Origin of the sequence: Sporosarcina sp. FSL K6-5500 (assembly GCF_038005665.1) — a bacterium.
GTDB lineage: Bacteria > Bacillota > Bacilli > Bacillales_A > Planococcaceae > Sporosarcina > Sporosarcina psychrophila.
In genome coordinates this window covers 3,077,474-3,098,140 of sequence record NZ_JBBOTP010000001.1, presented here as the reverse complement: position 1 = coordinate 3,098,140, position 20,667 = coordinate 3,077,474, and the positions used below count along the sequence as shown (strand labels likewise).

The window sequence follows — 20,667 nt, the reverse complement described above, 5'->3', positions numbered from 1 at the left end:
AAATTAATATAATCATTTTGAAGGCTCAGCTTTTTTAAAAAAACTTTTTCTGTTTTTTTTGTTATGCCATTTTATAGATTTTGAGCGTTTTTTAATTTTCATGGGAGTTTAATAAGCGTTCAAGGCATTTACTCAATCAACTTTACTTTTCATACTTTTTATTTAACTCTTCCTTTATATACGATGCCATTTCAATTGGAATTTCAATAACATCTTGAATTAACACTTCCCCCTTTTCAGACGTAACAGGCATTAAGTGTACAAGCAACGTTTTACCATTATCAAAAGTGACTAAAGTAAAACTGTTTATTTCTGCACTACTAGTTGCAGTGCTTCTCACAGTTTCATACATCTCGTTTATACTATCTTCATCGTACCCTTCTTGTACTAAGGATTGAAACTGTGCGTAATTATCTTCAAGTGCATGTTGTTTCATTAAAGAAGAAGTATTTAAAGGACTATATGGCTCCCAAGCCTTATTATCATCCTCACTACATCCAGTTAGGAATATTGTAAGAAACAGCAATAAAAGGACACATGATTTATTCATATATACACCCCTTAAGTATTATTCAACTATCCTGACCTTCAATTCTCCCCACAATTTCGATTGTAATTAAACATTCTGGCCCGATTGTTGAACATAAGTTAAACAACACTCTTCAACTAACCTGCTGCGTTAGATCAATAAGAAAAAAGCTTCCTAAGAAGCCCCTGTTGTTCAACTAAGCACCCGTTAGTTCAACAGGTACGAACTTTCATTATGTAGTAAACAATGTTCCACTTAATGCTTCAATATACCTTTTTGCAGACTTTTGTACAGATTCATTTGCATCTTCTTTTATAATTCGATGAAAAGCGTCATACAGTCTATCAAACTTCAATCCTTTTACCAAGGAGGAAATTTCTTGAACTTTAGATGCGGGCAGTGGAATGAAGTTAGGATAACTATACATAAAACTTACCCATTGACGGTCAGCAACCACTCGGATAACATCACCCGTTAGTAAAATCCCTTGTTGATTGTTGCCGTCTTTCCATTCCAAAACAGCTCCACCTCTAAAGTGTCCTCCTAAACGATGTAGAACGATTCCTTTATGTAATTCAAGAGAGTCTCCTGACCAAAATATGATTTTATCACTTGGTCTCATAACCCATTCTTTGTCATCCTCATGGATATAAATAGGTACATCAAATGCTTCTGCCCATTCCACTTGAGTTGAATAATAGTGAGGATGAGATAATGCTACGGCTTGTATGCCTCCTAATTTATCGATATACTCAATTGTTTGTTTATCCAAATACGCAATACAATCCCATAAGACATTGAATCCTACAGTTTGGATTAAATAAGCTGTTTGCCCAATTGCAAAATTGGGTTTTGTAGCAATACTGTACAAACCATTTGCTTCTAAAAGAATTTCATTTATAAATTCTTTCGATTGTTGCATATTATCTAAAGTTGTCCAGGATTGACCAAAAGAACTAACATATTGTCTCCCCTCTGTACAAATTAGGCATTGTTCAGGCACATCAATTGAACTTTCATATTGAACCCCGCAAGTTTTGCAAATATATTTATTCAAGACCAAACACCCTTCCTGGACTTATCTTAACATTCAATGATATTTAATAATAGAGAATTATTCGGATATAACAGACCCACTCTCGTATCAACCTAAGTAAATCCATTGAAACCAATATTACTATCAATAACATATTAGCAAAAAAGTTAATAATTTTGGCTTATTTTATAATTTTCTACTTAAACTAACCTCCCCGATAGACATACATGTAGCGCAATATCATCGCTACACCACAGAGGATGAAAATGTGTACAGAACGGGTATAGATTGGGACGGCTGGCGAAGAAGGTCGATGAACTATGGTGCCATTGTGCCCCACCCGTTAGTCTGACCCAACGACCACGGTGCATCACAGACTGTCGCACTCTATATGAGTAGCACTCATGGGAGATTAATCCTACTCTGGTTATTGCACCAGCCTGCCTTTATTCTAGGAAGAATGGAGTTGGTTACTGATTAACTTTCAACTTAATATAATCATTTTGAAGGCTTAGTTTTTTTTATTATGCCATTTTATAGATTTTGAACGTTTTTTAATTTTCATGGGAGTTGAACAAGGAACTCGATCACTGAACGGGTTTGTATAGGCCATGCACAGCAGGTTAACATAACGCCGGTTCACGGCAGTAGTTAACTCCATTACGCAATAAGGAAAAGCTGCTCTGAAAAGGCAACCGATTCTTGTTTAACTAAAGCACCCGTTAGTTTGGAATCTACTATTGCTAAAACGTGACATTATCCATTTTTATTTACATATTTAACAAGCAAAAACAAAATTATTATAACAAGAACTAATGAAAAGACAATAGCCAGTATACTATCTTTACCAAATAAAGAATTTAACACAACATCAAAGGATGGAACACCTAACGCATAAAGTAAAGGTAATAAAAAAAGAGTCACTGCTACCCCTGCAATAAATGCAATAACATAGTTTTTCTTTTTCATTAAAACCCCTCCTTGAATAGAAACTTTTCTTCAACTCATCTGCCCCTTTAGTTCAATAAGAAAAAAGGCTTTACTCCTTCTTGAAGTAGTCGAGTAGAAGGGAACCTCTCTACCTTACGGTAGATTGTGTTCCTCCCCCCTCACAGAACCGTGCTTGCGCTATTTACGCACACGGCTCCTCCAAGTCACCATTCACAAAATGTAGCTAATCTTCTTTCTTAAGTCATATATATTCACCTTAACTCTTGGTGAAGGTAACGGATATCTATGAAGAAAGAGCCTGAATTTATCCCAAGTAAAGGATTTCCTCTGACTTCTCCTGTTGAGCCATTTAAACAGTAAATATTGGATTTTGTCTTGAAATTTGTTAACACTTGGCGTGTTATCCGTGATGCAATAGTAGTTATAATAACCTACAAGCGAGCGTTTAAATCTATCCATAATCATATGAATATCTTTATTTCTGTTTTTCTTTAACCATTCTTTAGTTTCCCTTAGTTTTCCCTGGAGTTTCTTCCTGCTTGTCTTCCGTTTCACTCGAAAGTATCCTCGTTTACTCTCCCCACAATAATGTGTAAAACCGAGAAAATCAAAGGTTGCTGGTTTTCTATTTCCCTTTTGTTTTGCATCTTTCTCCGCAAACCTCCCGAAGGGAATAATTTTGGTTTTATCCTCCGCTACTTCTAAGTTAAACTTCTGTAATCTCACCTTTAATGATTGAAAGAATTCCTCCGCTTCGCTTTTATATTGGAAGCAACAAACAAAATCATCTGCATATCTAACTATGTATGCTTGTCCTTTACACTGTTTCCTAACCCTCTTCTCAAACCATAGATCCAGGACATAATGGAGGTATAGATTGGCCAGTATCGGAGATATGACTCCACCTTGCGGTGTGCCTTTATCTGTCTTGTATTTCTTTCCTTCCTCCATATACCCGCCTTTAAGAAACCTACCAATTATTCTAAGTAGGTTAGGGTCAGTAATTCGCAGTTTTAAGAACTCCATCATCCATATGTGGTCAACGTTGTCGAAGAATCCTTTGATATCTACATCTACTACATAATTTACTGATCTCTTTTCAATATAATGATTTAATACCTTCAAAGCATCGTGGCAATTACGATTTGGACGGAACCCAAAAGAGCAGTCTAGAAAATCATTTTCATAGATGGCATTTAGTATTTTTGTAATGCCCTTCTGAACAATCTTATCTTCATGTTCCGGTATACCCAATGGTCTTTTCTTACTGGAGTTAAGCTTAGGAATGTACATTCTTCTTACCGGAACAGGATGATAACTTTTGCTTTTAAGCCTACTTACTAAGTCCACTATATTTTCCTCTAGTGTTTCACTGTATTGCTCTTTAGTTGTGCCATTAATCCCAGTTGCTTTCTTATTAGGTAATTCAAAATGACATTGAGCCAGAGATTCCTTATTTAGTAAATGTGCAAGAGACGTAACTTTCATTCCCGGATCAGATTTTGCTAATTCTGCTATCCTTAGTAGTTTTGTTTCCATTTAATATCCCTACCTCTGTGTGTAGTAAATGTGTCCCTAGTAAGGGTGATAACTTGGTAGCAGCCTTTCCTCCATCGGCATTACCCAACTTCATTGGTACTACGCTGCTATCCGACTCCCTACAACAGCATTTGGTTTCCTTGCTTATTATCGCTTGTACACCATACTCTTCTATAAAGAAAAGACCGGTAGGGTCTCCCGAGTTGCCGTATCATATCAATGTGTAACGTGCCAAGGTCTCTGACTCCAGAGAGGTTTTATCCTTCTTGCCTTTAACGACGGATAAAATGTAGCTTTCTGCTGTGCTTAAGGCATCAGCCCTCTCGATTTACTAACATTATGGAGCTCAATCCCTTCAACCAGTTGGCTTTCGGCCCGCTACCTAACTGTCTACGCTTAAAGGCTACTGTTACCAGTAGCCCTTCAAGACTCGCTACGAGTGAATGGCTAGTTCTTTCTCGACGGGAATCCCACCCGCTATATGATACGACCTAGGCTCGGCCGCACAAGCACCACGTTAGTTGAAGATAGATTGTACTTTTAGAGCTACTTCTTTAGGTTTAACGTCAAGGATTGATAGTTTTTCTATATCTACCCATATAGGCAAATAGGTACCTCTATCTCTATTTTCATTGGTGTATTCTTCACCTAGTCCAGTACCAAAAGCTCCTTCGACAATTTCAGCTAAGAAAAAGTATTGTGTACCGTTAAACTCAACCTTTGCAAAGCATTCATTAACATTGACTTTTACACCTAATTCCTCAAATGCTTCTCTTTTTGCCCCTGCTTCAGGATTTTCACCTTCTTCAATTCCACCACCAGGAAAAACATAGTAAACAGAACCGTTCCTAATTCTTTTAATCAGTCCAACCTTGTTATTTTCTACAAGCACAACCGAACCTCTATCTCTCACAAATTATCCTCCTTTATTGCATACACTTTATTCAACTAACCTGCCCCTTTAGTTGAAGTGGTATGTCAACACTAAATCAAACGATATTATTAAGGGCTATTTTTTTATAAGCAACTGGACTTAGGTAGCCTAATTTACTGTGCGTACGGATATTATTGTACCAATTGACATAATCGAATAGTTCAAGAGACAGCTGGTCAAGGGTTTGGTAGTGCGTTCCGTTGATTAATTCTGTTTTTAAAATCTTAAATGTTGCCTCTGCCACCGCATTATCATAAGGATTCCCCTTATGGCTAAGTGATCTTTTAATTTTGTATCCACTTAATAATTCATCAATACCAACGTTTTTAAATTCAGAACCACGATCTGTATGAAATAAGTTCACATTTCCCAATGGGGATTTAACGGAATCGAAGGCACGCTGAACAAGAGCAGCGTCTTTTTGTGCTCCGACGCTCCACCCTACAATTTCACGATTGTATAGATCGATTAAGAAACAAACGTAACTCCAGCGGTATCCTACTTTTACGTATGTTAAGTCGCTTACTAACACGGACATCTCTTTGTCCACTTCAAATTCTCGATTTAATACGTTTCGAACAGATTCTTCATTTGGTCTTGTCGCCATTGGTTTATAGGAAGGTTTGGTGTATTTTGATTGAAGTCCAAGTTCGCTCATCAATCTTCCAATTCGGCGTCTCGAGATTGTAAGGCCTTCTGTCTCTTTATCTAGTTCTATTTTTAGTTTCCGAGTACCATAAACGTGTCGGTTTTCATTGAAAACCTTAGCGATCTTTTCTTTTAATACGCGTTCTTCTTCCTGCTTTACTTGTTCTTTTTGAGCGGATACTTCAGTGTCATAATAGAAGGTGCTACGCGCAATTTTTAGGACTTTGCACATTGCTGATACCGAATAGTTGTGACGGTTTTGTTGAATCACATCTATTTTCGTCCCATGATCAGCGCTGCTTGCTTTAAAATATCTACTTCCATTTCTAGTTGCTTATTTCTCTTCCGTAAGGCAATCAATTCCTGTTCCTCCGGAGATTGATTATCTTTCTCTAAGAAAGAACCAGACTGCCTAAATTGTGTAATCCACCTATCAAGAGCAGATGCGGTTAATTCATATTCTTTGACAATATCTTGTCGGCTTTTTCCGTTTTCATATAGGGCTACCACTTGTTTTTTGAAATCTGTAGAAAACGTTCTTCTTTTTACGGACATAGTAGATCTCCTCACTTCTTGTGTATTATTCTACTAGCCCTTAATTTAATTGTCCAACTAAGTGTAACCTATCCAGAAGAAGAAAAGAGAGACGCATGTTAAACAATCGCACTCGATTGTTTAACAAAGACAAAGTGATCATCTGGGTCCCACACGTGCTGCTCATCAGCAATGTATCCACGCAACCATAGGTCTCCCTTAATGCGTCTGAGATAGAAGCCTTTAGGGAAATTTTCTTCATCGTTAAGTGTCTCCGAGGCTACTGTGATGGATCCATTTGGGGCTTGATGTTGCCGAGAAGGTTTGCCTTCAGGTTGATCCAGATATCCGAGTCTCAGATAAGGTCCAAGCTCTAACGGACACAATTCTAAACCAAGGTGATTTGCTCTTTCGAAGATTTTGGTTAAAGTGTCTCCCTTCGGTAAACCAAGGTCACGTACGGTGAGCTCAACTGTCTCTAAAGAGAACGTTTTAGCAGAAGTTGTAAAATAATCATCTGTGAATAGCTTTTCTCCTAATTCATTCATCAAAATAGAATATTGTTGCATTTTCTGCATTAGTTGCGATTTAGTAAGACCACCTACTTCTACCGTTCTTGCAATGGACAGACATTCAGGATATATTTCCTTATTTTTGATGTTCATTTATTGTCCCCCTTCTAAGTCTTCCATTACATATAAATATATTCCGTTAAATGGCCCGATTGTTGAACACAAGTTAAACAACACTATTCAACTAACCTGCTTCGTTAGTTCAATAAGAAAAAGAGCCTCCTAAGAAGTGCCTGTTGTTGAATTAAGCACCCGTTAGTTTAATAAGAGCATAGACGCTTATTAAACAATCGCACCCGATTGCGGAAAGAAGAAATCTTAAGAAACTGGACTTCTTTAGTAAATAAAACTAGTTCAAACGACTTTGAATTTAACAAAATACGGTACGAATAAAGAGCCAATACTAAGTATTGCGAGTCCTACACCCAGCGTAGCAAAAAAGTTATTAAAAGGTGAAAAGAAAATAATGAAAAGAAGCATTGGCAAACCAGTAAGCGACACAAAAATCAACCTGCCTGGAATAGTTATTTCATGTTCCACACCACAATTATCACATTTAACTGGTTTATATACCCAACCCAAAAACGCTTTGTAAATTTTACTCCAGCTGAAAGACATATTACAATTTTGACATTTCCGCAATATGAACACCCCTTATTCGGCATTATGGTCCGTTTGTTGAACAAAGGTTAAACAATACTCTTAAACTAACCTGCCCCTTTACTTTAATACGTTTGAAACGAATTAAAGTTCCAATTTTGATTATATTTTCCATATGAAAATTTCAAAAGTCCATTTTTTCTTATTGAACTAAACTGCCCCTTTAGTTGAATAAGAAAAAAGAGCTGCCCAAGCAACCCCATGATCTTTAACTAAGCGCCCGTTAGTTGAAGAATATCTTTATGAATTTGTAGTAAATTTTAAATGTTTATCACCTAAGATAATAATGTTTATATTCCATCTTGGGTGCATTACTAAATTATTGTTTTCATCAAATTCTAAAGCCATATGAATTTCATCATCTTCAGCTGTAAGAATAGCCATTCTTTTATTTTCAATATCTATATACGGTTTTAAACTTTCTACCATTTCTATTTTCCAATCAAAAAAGTTCATTATTACACCTCCATTTTTCATAACTATATCAATATTACCTATAAAAATATTTTAGCCAGGTCTTATTGAACTAACCTGCCCTGTTAGTTGAACAAGGAATGTATATTGCATGCACACGAGGTTGACATAACGCCAATTCACGGAAGTAGTTACCTCCATTACGCAATAAGAAAAATACTTTACTCAATAAGAAATAGTCCGCAGTAGACACCTACTGCGGACTATTTCTTAGGTTTATCATTACATCATATTTGGAATAAATACTTTCATGAATAGGAAGTAGCCTAGAGCACCAACGACTAAGGCAATAAGTATTATTACAATCGGTAAAGATTTAGTTTTCATAGTTTCCCACCTCACCTAAATTTTAACAGGGAAGGTTCTGTATTGATACTATATTGTTAAGATTGACTATGCTGGCGGGTTAGTTGAAGAAAGAATTCGAACGCTGAACGAGTTTGTATGCTGCATGCACTGTAGGTTTACATAACACCGATTCACGGAAGTAGTTAACTCCATTACGCAATAACAAAAGCTGCGCTGTAAAGGCAGCTTTTAAATTAAACCCGTTAGTTTAAGTGAATCTTTTCACATTTTTAAAAGCTTATTTAGTACAGGAGCTATTTCTTATTCTGCCTCAGCTCCATTTGAATACAGTTCTTTCTCTACTTGTATCCATGCTTTTAAACCACTTCTTTCTGGGTATGATTCGATATAATGCTTGTTCTCTTCTAATAAATCAATAGCCTTTGCTGTTAAACGAGCAGGATTTAAATAAAACCTTTCATTCACTCTCAATACTCTTTCTACATATCCTTTTTGTTCAAGGAAAAGGATGAAATTCTCAAACTCTATTTGAGTTAATCCATAATCAGATGCACTAGGGATAAAAGCTTTCTCGTGGATTTCTTTTAAAACACTATAACCTACTCTCATCTATACAAGCCCCCTTAAAACAATAATTTCTGTAAAAAATGCGTTAATCTTTCTTAAATCAACGCACACAGTTAGCTTAGCAAGAAACATTATTAAGTTCCTTAAGTAAAAACTCCATAATCTTTTTAGCAACGGGATTCACTCCATGAGATCCCACAAAATAGCGATTCGATTACTGAGTGGGCTTGTATCCTCTATACACAGCAGGTTTACATAACGTCAGTTCACGGAAGTAGTTAACTCCATTACGCAATAAGAAAAAGCCACCCTGTGAAGGCAGCCGATTGTGAAAGTGGTAGTTATGACTTTTGAATAAAATAAGGTCCAAGCCCTGTTTCATGCGTTATAATAAATGTCCAATTATTTTCCGAATCCATAACATAGATGTCACTGAAATTAAGATCCCAGCGATCGTATGGCAAATCTTTCACTTTAAGATTTATAGCATTTTGAACTAAAAACGCTTCATTCGTGAATTCATAAAAGATTGTGCATTGATTCTTTTTTTGCCTTTCAAATGCTTTTATGGCCACTTCCTTTTCGAGGCATTCTGTTTTTTCATAACTACAAAGGTGCCATAAAAATGAATTCAAATATATTTCTTTTTGTTCCTCTTTTGTTAGATGACCAGCAAAGTTTTCAAGCCACTCACCTCGTAAATAGCGTCCCCACTTCGGTATTTCCAACACCTTTAATTCTTTATTTTGCATTCACTTTAACCTCTCTCGCAAATATCAAATGCTAATTACCAAGCTTGCCCAATTTTAGACCTTCTTGTATTTCTTGTTCACCTAATGCACCTTAATATATATTTTTTCATCTAAGTACTCTCAATCCTGGGATAGGTACATCAGATTACTTAAACTTAAATTAGAAATATCAAACCCAGAATTTATTACATTTAAGATTTTTTCGTAATCTTCTACCTCTAAATCTAACGGAAACTCCTCAAATAACTCTGGATTAACAGTATAATTTACTTTCAATGCACAAAAGTCTTTTCTATCCACTAAACCACACGCAAATTCCCGGAAAATTTCTTGATCATCTTCGTTTAAAGTTTCGTCTGACAATACATCAATTTTAATTAGATTTCGATACTCTTCAATATCTTCTAGATCTATATATTTATATGGATCTAATTTCATTTCCTCTTTACCTAAGGGTCTTCTTAAATCTTCAATAATTAAATATCCCATAGATAAACCACTTTTAAATAATAAATAGATCTCCAAGTCTCTCAATCTAATTTCTCTATTATATGAAATCATAATACACCCCCTATGTTAACTTATTATATTTCATGGAAGGATTTAAACAGTCTTGTATGCTACATGCACACCAGGTTAACATAACGTCACTTCACGGAAGTAGTTAACTCAATACGAAAAAGCTGCCCTAGAAAGGCAGCCGAATCTTCGTTAAAGCATCCGTTACTTAAAAATCGCGCCATTTATTGTGGTACTCATCAAGTGAAATGTTAAGCTTTCAGAATGCAATCATCTTGAATCTTATTAATAAAAAATTCATGTTCTTCATCTACACTTATAACTATTTGGTTACCAAGTGTTATTTTCATTGGAAAAATTTTAGATTTCTTTTCTGAGAACAACCATTTTCTATCTATGCTTGTTAAAAGAATAAAAACGCCATTATTACTATCTTGCATGAAGCTTAAAGAAGAATTAGTAACTGGATCATTGTCACTATCAAAAATGTTAATTTCTTTAAATTGTTTACCGACCATTGGTGCATCTTTTACAGTTAAACCAATTTCACTGATATTCAAAATGCTATTTACTGAAAATGAAGATTCGCTATTTGGATTCTCATTAGATCGAGCAATGAGTTCGACTATATTTCCTGCTGGGTCTTCAAAATAGCAAGCCTGTGCAGGCCAAAATGAAAAATATGCCTCGTCTTCTCCGTCTTCTAATAAAAGCGTTGTTTTTCCTTTCAACCATTCCTTTGCTTCCTGAAATTGATTGGCGGGAATATTAAATGCAAAATGATAATACGGTTCCCCTGCCACTTTTTCATTAGTAAATTCTAAAATACTTGTTCCTATTTGAATTTGAAATCCATTTGGATTCTCCCCACAAATTGAAAAACCTAATTGTTGCGTATAAAATTCTTTCATCATTTCTAATTTATTTGTTTGTAAAGACAGTAACTTTATTTCCATAATAATATCCCCCTTATAAATATCTGCCTTTGTATGAAGAAATTCCACCCTTTACTTAGCTAACTTGATATCAAAATTGAAAACACTTACAAATAATAAGATTATTTGTAAGTTTCATTTAAATTGCACGTGATATTTTTGCATCTACAACTAATCTGTCCGTTAGTTGAACCAAAAACTTGAATAGCTCCACGGAATCAAGCCTGAACAAGCTTGTATACGCCATGCACACCAGGTTGACATAACACCAATTCACGGAAGTAGTTAACTCCATTACGCAATAAGAAAAAGCCACCAAGGCAGCCGATTGTTGAACTAAAGCACCCCGTTAGTTGAGTGAAAACGCTAATTTTTTTCTACCTTTTTCACATAGTCAATTAAAAAAAGCTTTTCAGTAATTTGATGCTGTCCCACTTTTCTATATCCTAATTTCTCGTAAAAATGATGGTTTCTTGTGTTTAAATAGGGTGTATCTAAACCCCATTCAATAGCAGAAGGGAACTCACTTTCAATCAGTTCCATAATCTTGCTTCCAAGACCTTTATTTTGATATTCGTTAGATAAAAAAATTCTATTTAAACGGTATTTGTTTTCTTTTAAATCACGAACATCTGCCCCACCAATAATCACGTCTCCAAGCCAAATGGTGTAATGAAAGAAGGCTTCAATTTTCCTAAGTAATCTTTCAATAGATTCATTGACTGGGTTGGTGTCGTAGTCTTCATACCTTTTTAAGTCCTCCGCAAAAGCTTCAGTTTGTATTTCTAAAAGTCGTCGTGCTTCAACTTCTTTGCTTCTCTTGATAGTTAAGTCCATTAACTTTACCTGCTTTCAATTTATTGTTCTAACCTGCCTTGTTTTTTGAACGACTGAATAGTCAGTCGTTTGGTATAGTTTAACACATTTACAAATACTGGTGTATCGTGACGATATAGAGGATTGGTACTTGAATTAACAGCTATGTAATCTATGACTTCTTGTTGCCTAAGGGACTGAATAGCAATGCATACAAGGCGGTAGAGTGATTGAGCTTTTCTATGTGTGTGCTGAATGTACCTCAACGTCACCTTATCGAAAATCAATCACCGTTAACGCAGGCGAGAAGCCCGATGTGAAAGCGACAAAAGGATTTAATGCTATGAGGTCATTAGAAGGTAAATAGAAGCGAGATAGCAAGAATCCTTCTAAGGAGAAGAAGCAACTAAAGGCAGTTGCAATGGAGCATAGAGAGCCTTTAGCTGATATGTATTTGGAACATTGTGAGGAACTGTTTAGCGTATTCCAAGAGCCTTCAATCGCTTCACAGGAGCTTGTATTGCCTGTGTGGTTAGAACAGGTTGATTCAATGCAACCACTAGCATGTGAGTGTGTAAGAGCATAACAAAAGGACTTGTATATATGAAGATTAATCATAAACGCAAGTCCTATTCTTATTAAACTAGTCGAGTAGAAGGGAACCTCTCTACCTTGCGGTAGATTGTGTTCCTCCCCCCTCACAGAACCGTGCTTGCGCTATTTACGCACACGGCTCCTCCTAGTCACCATTCACAAAATATAGCTAATCTCTTTCGCTCAGATTTTGCTAATTCTGCTATCCTTACTAGTTTTGTTTCCATTTAGTATCCCTACCTCTGTGTGTAGTAAATGTGTCCCTAGTAAGGGTGATAACTTGGTAGCAGCCTTTCCTCCATCGGCATTACCCAACTTCATTGGTACTACGCTGCTATCCGACTCCCTACAACGGCATTTGGCTTCCTTACTTATTATCGCTTGTACACCATACTCTTCTATAAGAAGAAAAGACCGGTAGGGCCTCCCGAGTTGCCGTATCATATCAATGTGTGACGTGCCAAGGTCTCTGACTCCAGAGAGGTTTTATCCTTCTTGCCTTTAACGATGGATAAAATGTAGCTTTCTGCTGTGCTTAAGGCATCAGCCCTCTCGATTCACTAACATTATGGAGCTCAATCCCTTCAACCATTTGGCTTTCGGCCCGCCACCTAACTGTCTACGCTTAAAGGCTACTGTTACCAGTAGCCCTCCAAGACTCGCTACGAGTGAATGGCTAGTTCTTTCTCGACGGGAATCCCACCCGCTATATGATACGACCTAGGCTCGGCCGCACAAGCACCCGTTAGTTCAATAAGAATGCCAGTTTTTCAAAGTGTTTTGACACATCGTTTGTATTGGTAATAGGTAAAAAATGATAACTATTGGGAATACGTTCTACAGTCGCATAATTATTTGATATTAGAAAACTATTTATTTTTTCTTCTTCCGAGTTATCTTTTCCTTGATCAGCTAGTAACAACAAAACAGGAAATTCCTTAGTTTGCTGAATACAATAGTTTGTTTCCACAACAGCTTTTGAGAGAGTGTTTAATGCATTCACGTTACTATGATGAACATAAACTCCGTCTTTTCGAATAAAGTTTTTAAGTAAATAATTTTCAAACAATTCTTTACTGCTAGATGGTAGCTTATCCATTGAATCAACTTGTTGTTTAATAGCCTTCTGTAAATCCTCGAGCTTTTCTATGATAGGAAGTTCAATTTCACCTATTTCAATTTCTTTGTAGTCTCCAATAAAATAATAACCTCCGTCCATCAATGTTAAAGAATGAACAGATTCAGGATATTTTTTATAATAGCTTTGTATAATCCATACCCCAATTGAATTCCCTATAAAATGAGCTTTTGAAACTGATAATTTATCTAATAGATTATTTATATCAACTACATATTTTTCAATCGAAAAGTCTTCATGGAAAGTATAGTTATTATGCCCTGGTAGATCAATTGCAAGAAAACGGAATTCCTTTAAACTTTCTGCTAATGCTTCAAAAATTTCCTTTCGTTCACCAAGTGCTGGTATAGCGATAATGGTTTCTCTTGTATTTTCTTGATTGTACTCTACATATTGTAACATTTAGTATGCCCCCTTTATGTCCCACGGTTTTGATAATTCCCAGGTTAATAACTATTTCGGCGCTCTTCCGATAACACCTGCTTATTGAACTAACCTGCCCCTTTAGTTTAAGTACAATTTTTCACAATCTCAACTAAACACTAACATAAATATCCAAACTCCTTTAAGGTGATGTTCAATTAAATGGCCCTTTCATGAAGAAAGACGCCCTTTTCATTTCAGAAAAGCTCCCTATTGTTGAAGATTGTTATTAAAAAAACCGTAAACCTTTAGTTGAATAAAAAACACAATATCGAAAAAATTCTTCTACCTTATCGTTCCATTCATCGAATTTTGATTTGCTAATAAATTAAATAAAAAGTTGTTTCATTTAGAATTCATATCAAAGATTAGACGTGGTAAACTGAATCTATGGTGTAATTTTGAAAGTAGGTTCTTCAATGGAATTTGTCATCTTTTTTATGATTGGAATTATAGGTAATGTTGTCGGTACATTGGTTGGAGGAGGGGGACTGATTAGCTTACCCACTATGTTACTTATGGGGTTACCCGTGCATTCAGCAATCGGTGCAAACAAGGTTTCCAATACTGTCAGTTCACTCTCAAGCTTTCTTGTCATATTAAAGAGAAAAGAAGTTTCCTCGAAAGAAGCATTATTAGTCCTAATGTTTTGTCTTGGAGGAGGTATTTTAGGTGGACTCATTGCTTCCTTTTTAAGCGGAAGTACCCTAACGATTATTGCAATCATTTTATTAAGCTTTGCATTTGTAACTTCCTTCATGAATACAGGTAATTTTGATGGAACTGAACAGTTTCATGCAAATAAAAAATCAGGAACTGCACTAATTGGTATAGGAATGTATGACGGAATGTTTGGGCCAGGAAGCAGTACACTTGCGATGTATTTATATGCAAGCCAAAAAATTGCCTATATCCGAGCAATTGGCTTAGCAAGAGTTGGGGTTTTTGCAAGTTGCTTTGGTTCTGCCATCACTTACATATCAACGGGTAAAATTTTCTGGCCACTTACCATAGCATTAATGCTTGGATCCATTATTGGTGCACAGTTCGGAGTAAGATTAGCTCATAAATTAAAAACGGAACATGTAAAACCACTTCTTAGATTAGTAACAGTTCTATTAATCTTACAAATGATTGTAGATTACTTTAATTTTTAAAAGTATCTTTTTTGAAGATACTAATTGAATTACAATTCTAACCAGGCAAACAAGACGTCCATCACATTTTTGGATCGACGCCTCCTCCTTGATTTAAGATAATATTTAAAGGGGTTCTAAAAAAAAATTAAAATTCTATTCAATTTATTCTTCAACTATCCTGCCCCGTTAGATCAAGAAGAAAAAAGGCTTTACTCCTTCTTGAAGTAAAGCATCCGTTAGTTTAATAATATTGCTTCTGATTAACATTTGGAAATTTATTATTATAAATTTTGTTCCAAATTTTTAAGGCACTTGGATAACAATTCTTAATTGAAGGTATTCTACTTCTACTCCTCGAAAACATTTCATCAAAGACCTCATGTATCACTACAGCTAATTTTTCAACAGATGCAGTTGGTAATAGCGATACAATGCGACTTATTTCTGGATCATATTCATCCTCAGATGAGAAACTTAAAAAGTTCATCGGGTCCCAATCATTAATTACTTCTTTTACAATTTGGTAGTGGTTCATAATATCCCTCTTTTAATATTTATTTTTAATGATTTATTCTACAACTTTATTTATCTAAGCTGCCCCCTTAGGTGAAGATGAAAAGCAATAGCTGTGTCAAACCTAGCCTATAAAACTTGTTCTTGTTCAAGACAATCCGTTAGGTGAATAAGGTTTCGTTGAATTGTTGAGCAGGTATCGAATTCGTTAGACTATTGCATTTTTAAACAAAGATGCAAGGTTTTCTACTAGTTGAGCTTTAGTGAGATCATCGTGATATATACGATAAACTCTTGTCTCGTCTGAGTTTAGTTTGACATATATAGGGTCGCCGCTACCGTGCGAGCAACTAGCTAGAAAAACGTATCCATCTTTTAACGCAGATATTCCAGGTTCAAATTCAGTGCTTTCTTCAATTATGTCGTCAACACCACCACATATCATATAAGTAATTCCGTCATAATCCTCATCTGGCTCATCTTCTTGGACCCCAAACTCCGTATCAATTAAAGGAACGGTTGTATAAAGTTCGATATACCAATTTGGTAACTTTATCTTCAATTCTTTTTCTAATTTTGCTATGTCACTTCCGCTTACTGTTTTACCAACAAAATCGGGATATTTCTTCTTAATTCTATCGATCAGTCTTCTGGCTTCCAAAGTAATTTCATTATTCGTCACAATTTAATACCCCCATAAAGACTTCACTTAATTCAATGTGTATGCACACATGTTTACATGCAATTTTAAAGTCAGTGACTTTTATTCAGCTCTTTTCGTTTGAGCATTAAACTATCATAACCAAAGACTTAAAAGTTCCTGATTAAACTAGACTGCTCCGTTTGTTCTAGAAGAAAAAAGAGCTGCCTAGGAACCCTTTGGTCTTCAACTAAACCAGCATCCGATAGTTTAAATACCTTCTCATTTACAAATCATCATAAGTAAATCCCGTTACAGAGAAATTGCCATACTTGATTACATCTAGCACCTGGTCAAGCAATCTCGTTCTAGCTTGCTAAACACGTAGTCTTGCATCACGACAAAAAATATACCTTTACAATTTCCACACCAAAATATCATTCCAATTATTTCTATAAATTCAGTTTACACTCAACTACTTCAATAAGTAAGTCCTTTTCAATGAAACACCCCTTTAGATAAACATCTAAAGGGGTAAAACGTCGCATCTTTTTTATAAACATCGCGGGTTTATTTTTAATCCACAGCGGCATCGTAACATAGAATTATGTTAAAAAATTCCACTAAAGCAAATTCTACTTTAGAGGACATTTAGTATGGATTTTTTTCATACTACACTTAATGATTTGTTTATTGATAACATAATTAAATCCATCTACCTACAATCGGATAATTGTACTTTTCGTCATTCAGTGCTTTTACAATTGCTATGATCGGCACAATTAACCACATTAAACCAAATCCAATTAGCAATGGAATCCCGATAATTACAATAATAAGTATCGTAGAAACAACAATCAATGCTCCCATGACCAGTTGGAATAAGATTGCTTGTATCGCCATCCTTTTGACCTCTAAATCATCAATAACTAGATAAATGATAAACGGTACCAAAAATGGCATAAAGAAAGCACTGGCATGAATTAACACTTTTAATCCTTTATTCTCCATATAATAACCCTCCCAATCTTTTTCAAGTATTTTATTATACGAATAATCGGGAGAGAAAATTCATTTATTTCAGCTGAAGCTTGTCGTACAATTCATTGATTTTATCCATATCCACTTTTTCATGCACTTCATCTGACACACTATATTTTTCTTTTAGCGTTAAAATCCGCTTTACACTCTCATTAAGCCGCTCTTCTGTGATTTCCCCTGTTTCAATAGCCTTAATGAACGCATTCAAAGTATTTAGTTGAACTTCATAATCGCGAACTACAAGTAGCTGATCACTTCCCGCGATGAAGGACTGAACTGCCGCTTCTGGGATTGTATAGTCATTCGCAATCGCCCCCATCGTCAGATCATCCGTTATGATGACACCTTCAAATTTCATTTCGTTGCGAAGTAATCCCGTGATAATAGCTTTAGACATTGAGGATGGATAATCAGGGTCAAGTGCTGGAAATAAAATATGAGCGACCATTACAGCATCGGCACCTTCTTCAATTGCCTTTTGAAATGGAACTAGCTCTACGTTACGAAGTGCTTCCAAAGTTGTTTCCACTTTTGGCAACGCCTTATGTGAATCAACAACCGTATCGCCGTGCCCCGGAAAATGTTTAACGACAGGAATAATGTCATTGTCCATCATTCCATGCATCGTCGATATGCCTAGCTTAGCGACTTGATAGGGATCCGATCCGAATGAGCGATTCCCAATAACTGGATTTCTCGGGTTACTATTAACATCCAATACAGGAGCAAAGTTCATGTTATAACCGAATTCGTTAAGCACTCCAGCTAAATAGGTGCCTGCGCGGTAACTCACCGATTCATCATTGAGTTTACCAATTTGCGCACTTGTGGGCAGTTTAGGGATACCGACGGGCAGTCTGGAAACACGTCCTCCTTCTTCATCGACAGATAGGAATAGAGGGATTTTATTATGTTCATTTGCTTTTTTAATTCCATTAATCAGCTGTAGCATTTCATTTGTTGTCGCTACATTTCTTCCCATAATAATAACCCCACCAACATGATAATTACGGATGAGGTTATCCATCTCACTAGAAAACGAGGTACCTTCAACGCCAATCACTAGTAATTGCCCGACCTTTTCTTCCAATGTCATTTGGTCAACCATTTCTTCTACCTTTGATAAAACAATCTCCTCCTTTTTGGGTGGTTCTGTAATCGGCGAGTTTGTTACATCTGTTTCTTTATCCTTATTTTTTTGTGTAAATTGAGAACATCCCGACATTAATAAAGTACAACAAGCGACGAGAAAAATGAACTTATAATTACGATTCACTGTCACTCCCCTTTTCTTATTACTTCATTTCCACCGATCAATCGCAGCTTCAATATTACTAAGCGACACTGATCCCTTCTGCATAGGGGGTGGGCAAGATTTATTGTATTCAGCTATTTTCTCGTTTGCTTTTTCTATTCGTAATTCCAACTCTGCTGCAGCATCTGCACGTTGAATAGCTGTAATTGCGATTAATTCATCGCGAATTTCATGCTGTAGATTTAACCAATGTGGTTTATATCCGGCATCTTTAGCGATTCGCTGAAAATGCTGGAACGTATCACCCGAAAAGTACTCTTGTGATAACGGTTTCCCATGGCCCGCTAAATTATCCATGCCGCCTTTTTTGGTATATTCTTTTAAAATATCCCCGATTAGATCGTTGTATGGTGGGTTTAATTTATCGTTGCTCATACCCATTCACTCCCCCTCCTTTATATTTTTATAATTTCATTTTTTCCAGATGTATAATCCAGTTTCATTTGTTCCAATTCGATTTTCATCTTTTCAGTTTCCATGATAAAGTTTTGCTGTTTTAGTTTTTCTAGTTCAATCTCATCCCTCATGAATTCCCCTTTAATTTTCACGATTCTTCTTTGATGATCCGTAATAATAGCAATGATTGGCACACTCATCACAAGCCCAACAATAATAACTCCCTCTAGCATTTCAATCGCCCCTTAGTCATGTAATTAATTCAATTGTACATTATTGCAATTGTCTGTCATACAATTTCAATTCATTTTGTTTAACTTTCATAGGCTACGATGCGAATAGTTGGGTATACTTCCATAATACATTGCAGGAAATGGGGTTATCCAATTGAAGTTCACACTTGAGGAAGCCGTTAAAAATTATGCACTCCCGTTTCAATCTGATGCGGATCTTTCAACAATAATCGAAGCCATAGGTGATGCAAAAATCGTCTTATTAGGAGAAGCAAGCCATGGGACATCAGAATTCTACACAGTCCGGGCTAAGCTGTCCAAAATGCTAATTGAACAGAAAGGGTTTTCAGCCATCGCGGTCGAAGGTGATTGGCCGTCCGCTCAGCATGTTAATCGCTATATAAAAGGATATAGCGAAAGTAAAGATGATGCACACGAAGTTTTGAAAGCTTTCGGCAGATGGCCGACGTGGATGTGGGCTAATGAAGAGGTTGCGGAGTTTGTCGACTGGTTGAAAATGCATAATGACAAGAGGATTCCCGATCAAAAAATCGGATTTTACGGAATCGATATGTATAGTCTCTGGGAATCGATGGAGGAAATTATCCGTTACTTAACAGAATTCAATCCCGCGGGTGCCGATCTTGAACTAGCTAAAAAGGCTTTTTCCTGCTTCGAACCTTTCAACGGTATGCCAGACCATTATGCAATTTCCACAGCTCACTTTTCACAAGTTTGCATTGACGAAGTGAGTGATTTATTATCGTCCATTCGCTCGCACAATAAACACTATAAAGACGATCAGGAAACCACTTTAAATTTAAAAGTGAATGCACTCGTAACTAAAAATGCCGAAAAATATTACCGTGCCATGCTCCAAGACAACGCACTTTCCTGGAATATTCGTGATGAACATATGGTTGAAGCGATTAATGAAGTAATGAATCATTATGGAGAAAATGCAAAGATCATCGTTTGGGAACATAATACGCATATCGGAGACGCCCGTGCAACAACAATGCAGGAGGACGGAATGCTCAACGTCGGTCAATTACTGCGAGAACAATTTATGAAAGAAGATGTCTATGCAGTAGGATTCGGAACGCATCGGGGCACCGTCATCGCGGCTGAACAATGGGGAGTACCTTTCGAGAAAATAGAAGTCCCTCCTGCTCGTCAACATTCATGGGAAGATTTAGTACACAAGTCTGGCGCTTTCAATAAACTATTCGTTTTCAATGAAGATAACCGACACTATTTCACCAGCTGGATTGGCCATAGAGCAATTGGGGTCGTCTACAACCCTGAATACGAGAAATTTGGAAACTATGTACCAACTCAAATCGGAAATCGATATGATGCTTTTATATTTATTGATCAAACAAAAGCACTGGAACCGCTGAATCTAGGGGTAACGGTTACTGATATATGACATTATGATAGCGGAAGAATAAAAATCG

23 protein-coding genes are annotated in these 20,667 nt (G+C 36.3%); 2 read left to right on the top strand and 21 right to left on the bottom strand.

Annotation, left to right across the window (positions count from 1 at the left end; translation table 11 throughout):
* Positions 1-142: 142 nt before the first annotated feature.
* From MKX62_RS14920 to MKX62_RS14850, 15 genes are all read right to left on the bottom strand, one after another.
* Positions 143-550 carry a hypothetical protein gene (locus tag MKX62_RS14920; RefSeq protein ID WP_340741770.1) on the bottom strand — a complete coding sequence of 136 codons (408 nt, stop codon included), beginning with the start codon at positions 548-550 and terminating at the stop codon, positions 143-145.
* A 211-nt stretch (positions 551-761) separates the two neighbouring features.
* Positions 762-1,586: an MBL fold metallo-hydrolase gene (locus MKX62_RS14915; RefSeq protein ID WP_340741769.1), complete on the bottom strand. Its 825-nt coding sequence runs from the start codon at positions 1,584-1,586 to the stop codon at positions 762-764.
* A gap of 735 nt (positions 1,587-2,321) precedes the next feature.
* The gene (locus tag MKX62_RS14910; RefSeq protein ID WP_340741768.1) at positions 2,322-2,534 is read right to left on the bottom strand and encodes a hypothetical protein; all 213 of its coding nucleotides are present in this window, start codon (positions 2,532-2,534) and stop codon (positions 2,322-2,324) included.
* Positions 2,535-2,726: 192 nt separating this feature from the next.
* Positions 2,727-4,055: a group II intron reverse transcriptase/maturase gene (gene ltrA, locus MKX62_RS14905; protein ID WP_340741767.1), complete on the bottom strand. Its 1,329-nt coding sequence runs from the start codon at positions 4,053-4,055 to the stop codon at positions 2,727-2,729.
* A gap of 517 nt (positions 4,056-4,572) precedes the next feature.
* Positions 4,573-4,968 (bottom strand): NUDIX hydrolase, encoded by a 396-nt coding sequence (locus tag MKX62_RS14900; RefSeq protein ID WP_340741766.1) that lies wholly within the window; start codon positions 4,966-4,968, stop codon positions 4,573-4,575.
* Positions 4,969-5,044: 76 nt separating this feature from the next.
* A protein-coding gene (locus tag MKX62_RS14895; protein ID WP_340740522.1) for an IS3 family transposase occupies positions 5,045-6,192 on the bottom strand; the annotation gives its coding sequence in 2 pieces (ribosomal slippage) (positions 5,045-5,946 and positions 5,946-6,192; 1,149 coding nt in all).
* Positions 6,193-6,290: 98 nt separating this feature from the next.
* Positions 6,291-6,836, bottom strand: a complete 546-nt coding sequence (locus MKX62_RS14890) for a helicase (RefSeq protein ID WP_340741765.1) — start codon at positions 6,834-6,836, stop codon at positions 6,291-6,293.
* A gap of 261 nt (positions 6,837-7,097) precedes the next feature.
* Positions 7,098-7,385 carry a TIGR04104 family putative zinc finger protein gene (locus MKX62_RS14885; protein WP_340741764.1) on the bottom strand — a complete coding sequence of 96 codons (288 nt, stop codon included), beginning with the start codon at positions 7,383-7,385 and terminating at the stop codon, positions 7,098-7,100.
* 258 nt (positions 7,386-7,643) lie between these two features.
* A complete protein-coding gene (locus MKX62_RS14880) occupies positions 7,644-7,859 on the bottom strand; it encodes a hypothetical protein (protein ID WP_187047221.1) in 216 nt (71 codons plus the stop codon).
* 627 nt (positions 7,860-8,486) lie between these two features.
* The gene (locus MKX62_RS14875) at positions 8,487-8,795 is read right to left on the bottom strand and encodes a hypothetical protein (RefSeq protein ID WP_340741763.1); all 309 of its coding nucleotides are present in this window, start codon (positions 8,793-8,795) and stop codon (positions 8,487-8,489) included.
* A gap of 299 nt (positions 8,796-9,094) precedes the next feature.
* Complete coding sequence (locus MKX62_RS14870; protein ID WP_340741762.1) at positions 9,095-9,505, bottom strand: DUF4275 family protein; 411 nt, start codon at positions 9,503-9,505, stop codon at positions 9,095-9,097.
* 120 nt (positions 9,506-9,625) lie between these two features.
* Positions 9,626-10,066: a hypothetical protein gene (locus tag MKX62_RS14865; protein WP_340741761.1), complete on the bottom strand. Its 441-nt coding sequence runs from the start codon at positions 10,064-10,066 to the stop codon at positions 9,626-9,628.
* A 209-nt stretch (positions 10,067-10,275) separates the two neighbouring features.
* Complete coding sequence (locus MKX62_RS14860) at positions 10,276-10,980, bottom strand: VOC family protein (protein ID WP_340741760.1); 705 nt, start codon at positions 10,978-10,980, stop codon at positions 10,276-10,278.
* Positions 10,981-11,325: 345 nt separating this feature from the next.
* The gene (locus MKX62_RS14855; protein WP_340741759.1) at positions 11,326-11,796 is read right to left on the bottom strand and encodes a GNAT family N-acetyltransferase; all 471 of its coding nucleotides are present in this window, start codon (positions 11,794-11,796) and stop codon (positions 11,326-11,328) included.
* 1,318 nt (positions 11,797-13,114) lie between these two features.
* Complete coding sequence (locus MKX62_RS14850) at positions 13,115-13,909, bottom strand: alpha/beta hydrolase (RefSeq protein ID WP_340741758.1); 795 nt, start codon at positions 13,907-13,909, stop codon at positions 13,115-13,117.
* A gap of 440 nt (positions 13,910-14,349) precedes the next feature.
* Here MKX62_RS14850 and MKX62_RS14845 point away from each other — a divergent pair, with 440 nt between their 5' ends.
* The gene (locus MKX62_RS14845; RefSeq protein WP_187047204.1) at positions 14,350-15,087 is read left to right on the top strand and encodes a sulfite exporter TauE/SafE family protein; all 738 of its coding nucleotides are present in this window, start codon (positions 14,350-14,352) and stop codon (positions 15,085-15,087) included.
* Between the two features lie 223 nt (positions 15,088-15,310).
* On the opposite strand, the gene MKX62_RS14840 is transcribed toward MKX62_RS14845, so the two are convergent.
* The 6 genes from MKX62_RS14840 to MKX62_RS14815 form a co-directional block, all read right to left on the bottom strand.
* Complete coding sequence (locus MKX62_RS14840; RefSeq protein WP_340741757.1) at positions 15,311-15,604, bottom strand: hypothetical protein; 294 nt, start codon at positions 15,602-15,604, stop codon at positions 15,311-15,313.
* Between the two features lie 186 nt (positions 15,605-15,790).
* Positions 15,791-16,264 (bottom strand): SMI1/KNR4 family protein, encoded by a 474-nt coding sequence (locus MKX62_RS14835; protein ID WP_340741756.1) that lies wholly within the window; start codon positions 16,262-16,264, stop codon positions 15,791-15,793.
* A gap of 663 nt (positions 16,265-16,927) precedes the next feature.
* A complete protein-coding gene (locus MKX62_RS14830; protein ID WP_067207281.1) occupies positions 16,928-17,233 on the bottom strand; it encodes a DUF4870 domain-containing protein in 306 nt (101 codons plus the stop codon).
* A 64-nt stretch (positions 17,234-17,297) separates the two neighbouring features.
* On the bottom strand, positions 17,298-18,539 hold the full coding sequence (nagZ, locus tag MKX62_RS14825; protein ID WP_340741755.1) for a beta-N-acetylhexosaminidase: 1,242 nt from the start codon (positions 18,537-18,539) through the stop codon (positions 17,298-17,300).
* A gap of 24 nt (positions 18,540-18,563) precedes the next feature.
* Positions 18,564-18,959, bottom strand: coding sequence for a DnaJ family domain-containing protein (locus tag MKX62_RS14820; protein WP_340741754.1), 396 nt, complete (start codon positions 18,957-18,959; stop codon positions 18,564-18,566).
* Positions 18,960-18,973: 14 nt separating this feature from the next.
* The gene (locus MKX62_RS14815) at positions 18,974-19,207 is read right to left on the bottom strand and encodes a hypothetical protein (RefSeq protein ID WP_186669805.1); all 234 of its coding nucleotides are present in this window, start codon (positions 19,205-19,207) and stop codon (positions 18,974-18,976) included.
* Positions 19,208-19,361: 154 nt separating this feature from the next.
* Here MKX62_RS14815 and MKX62_RS14810 point away from each other — a divergent pair, with 154 nt between their 5' ends.
* Positions 19,362-20,639, top strand: coding sequence for an erythromycin esterase family protein (locus MKX62_RS14810; RefSeq protein ID WP_340741753.1), 1,278 nt, complete (start codon positions 19,362-19,364; stop codon positions 20,637-20,639).
* Positions 20,640-20,667: the final 28 nt, after the last annotated feature.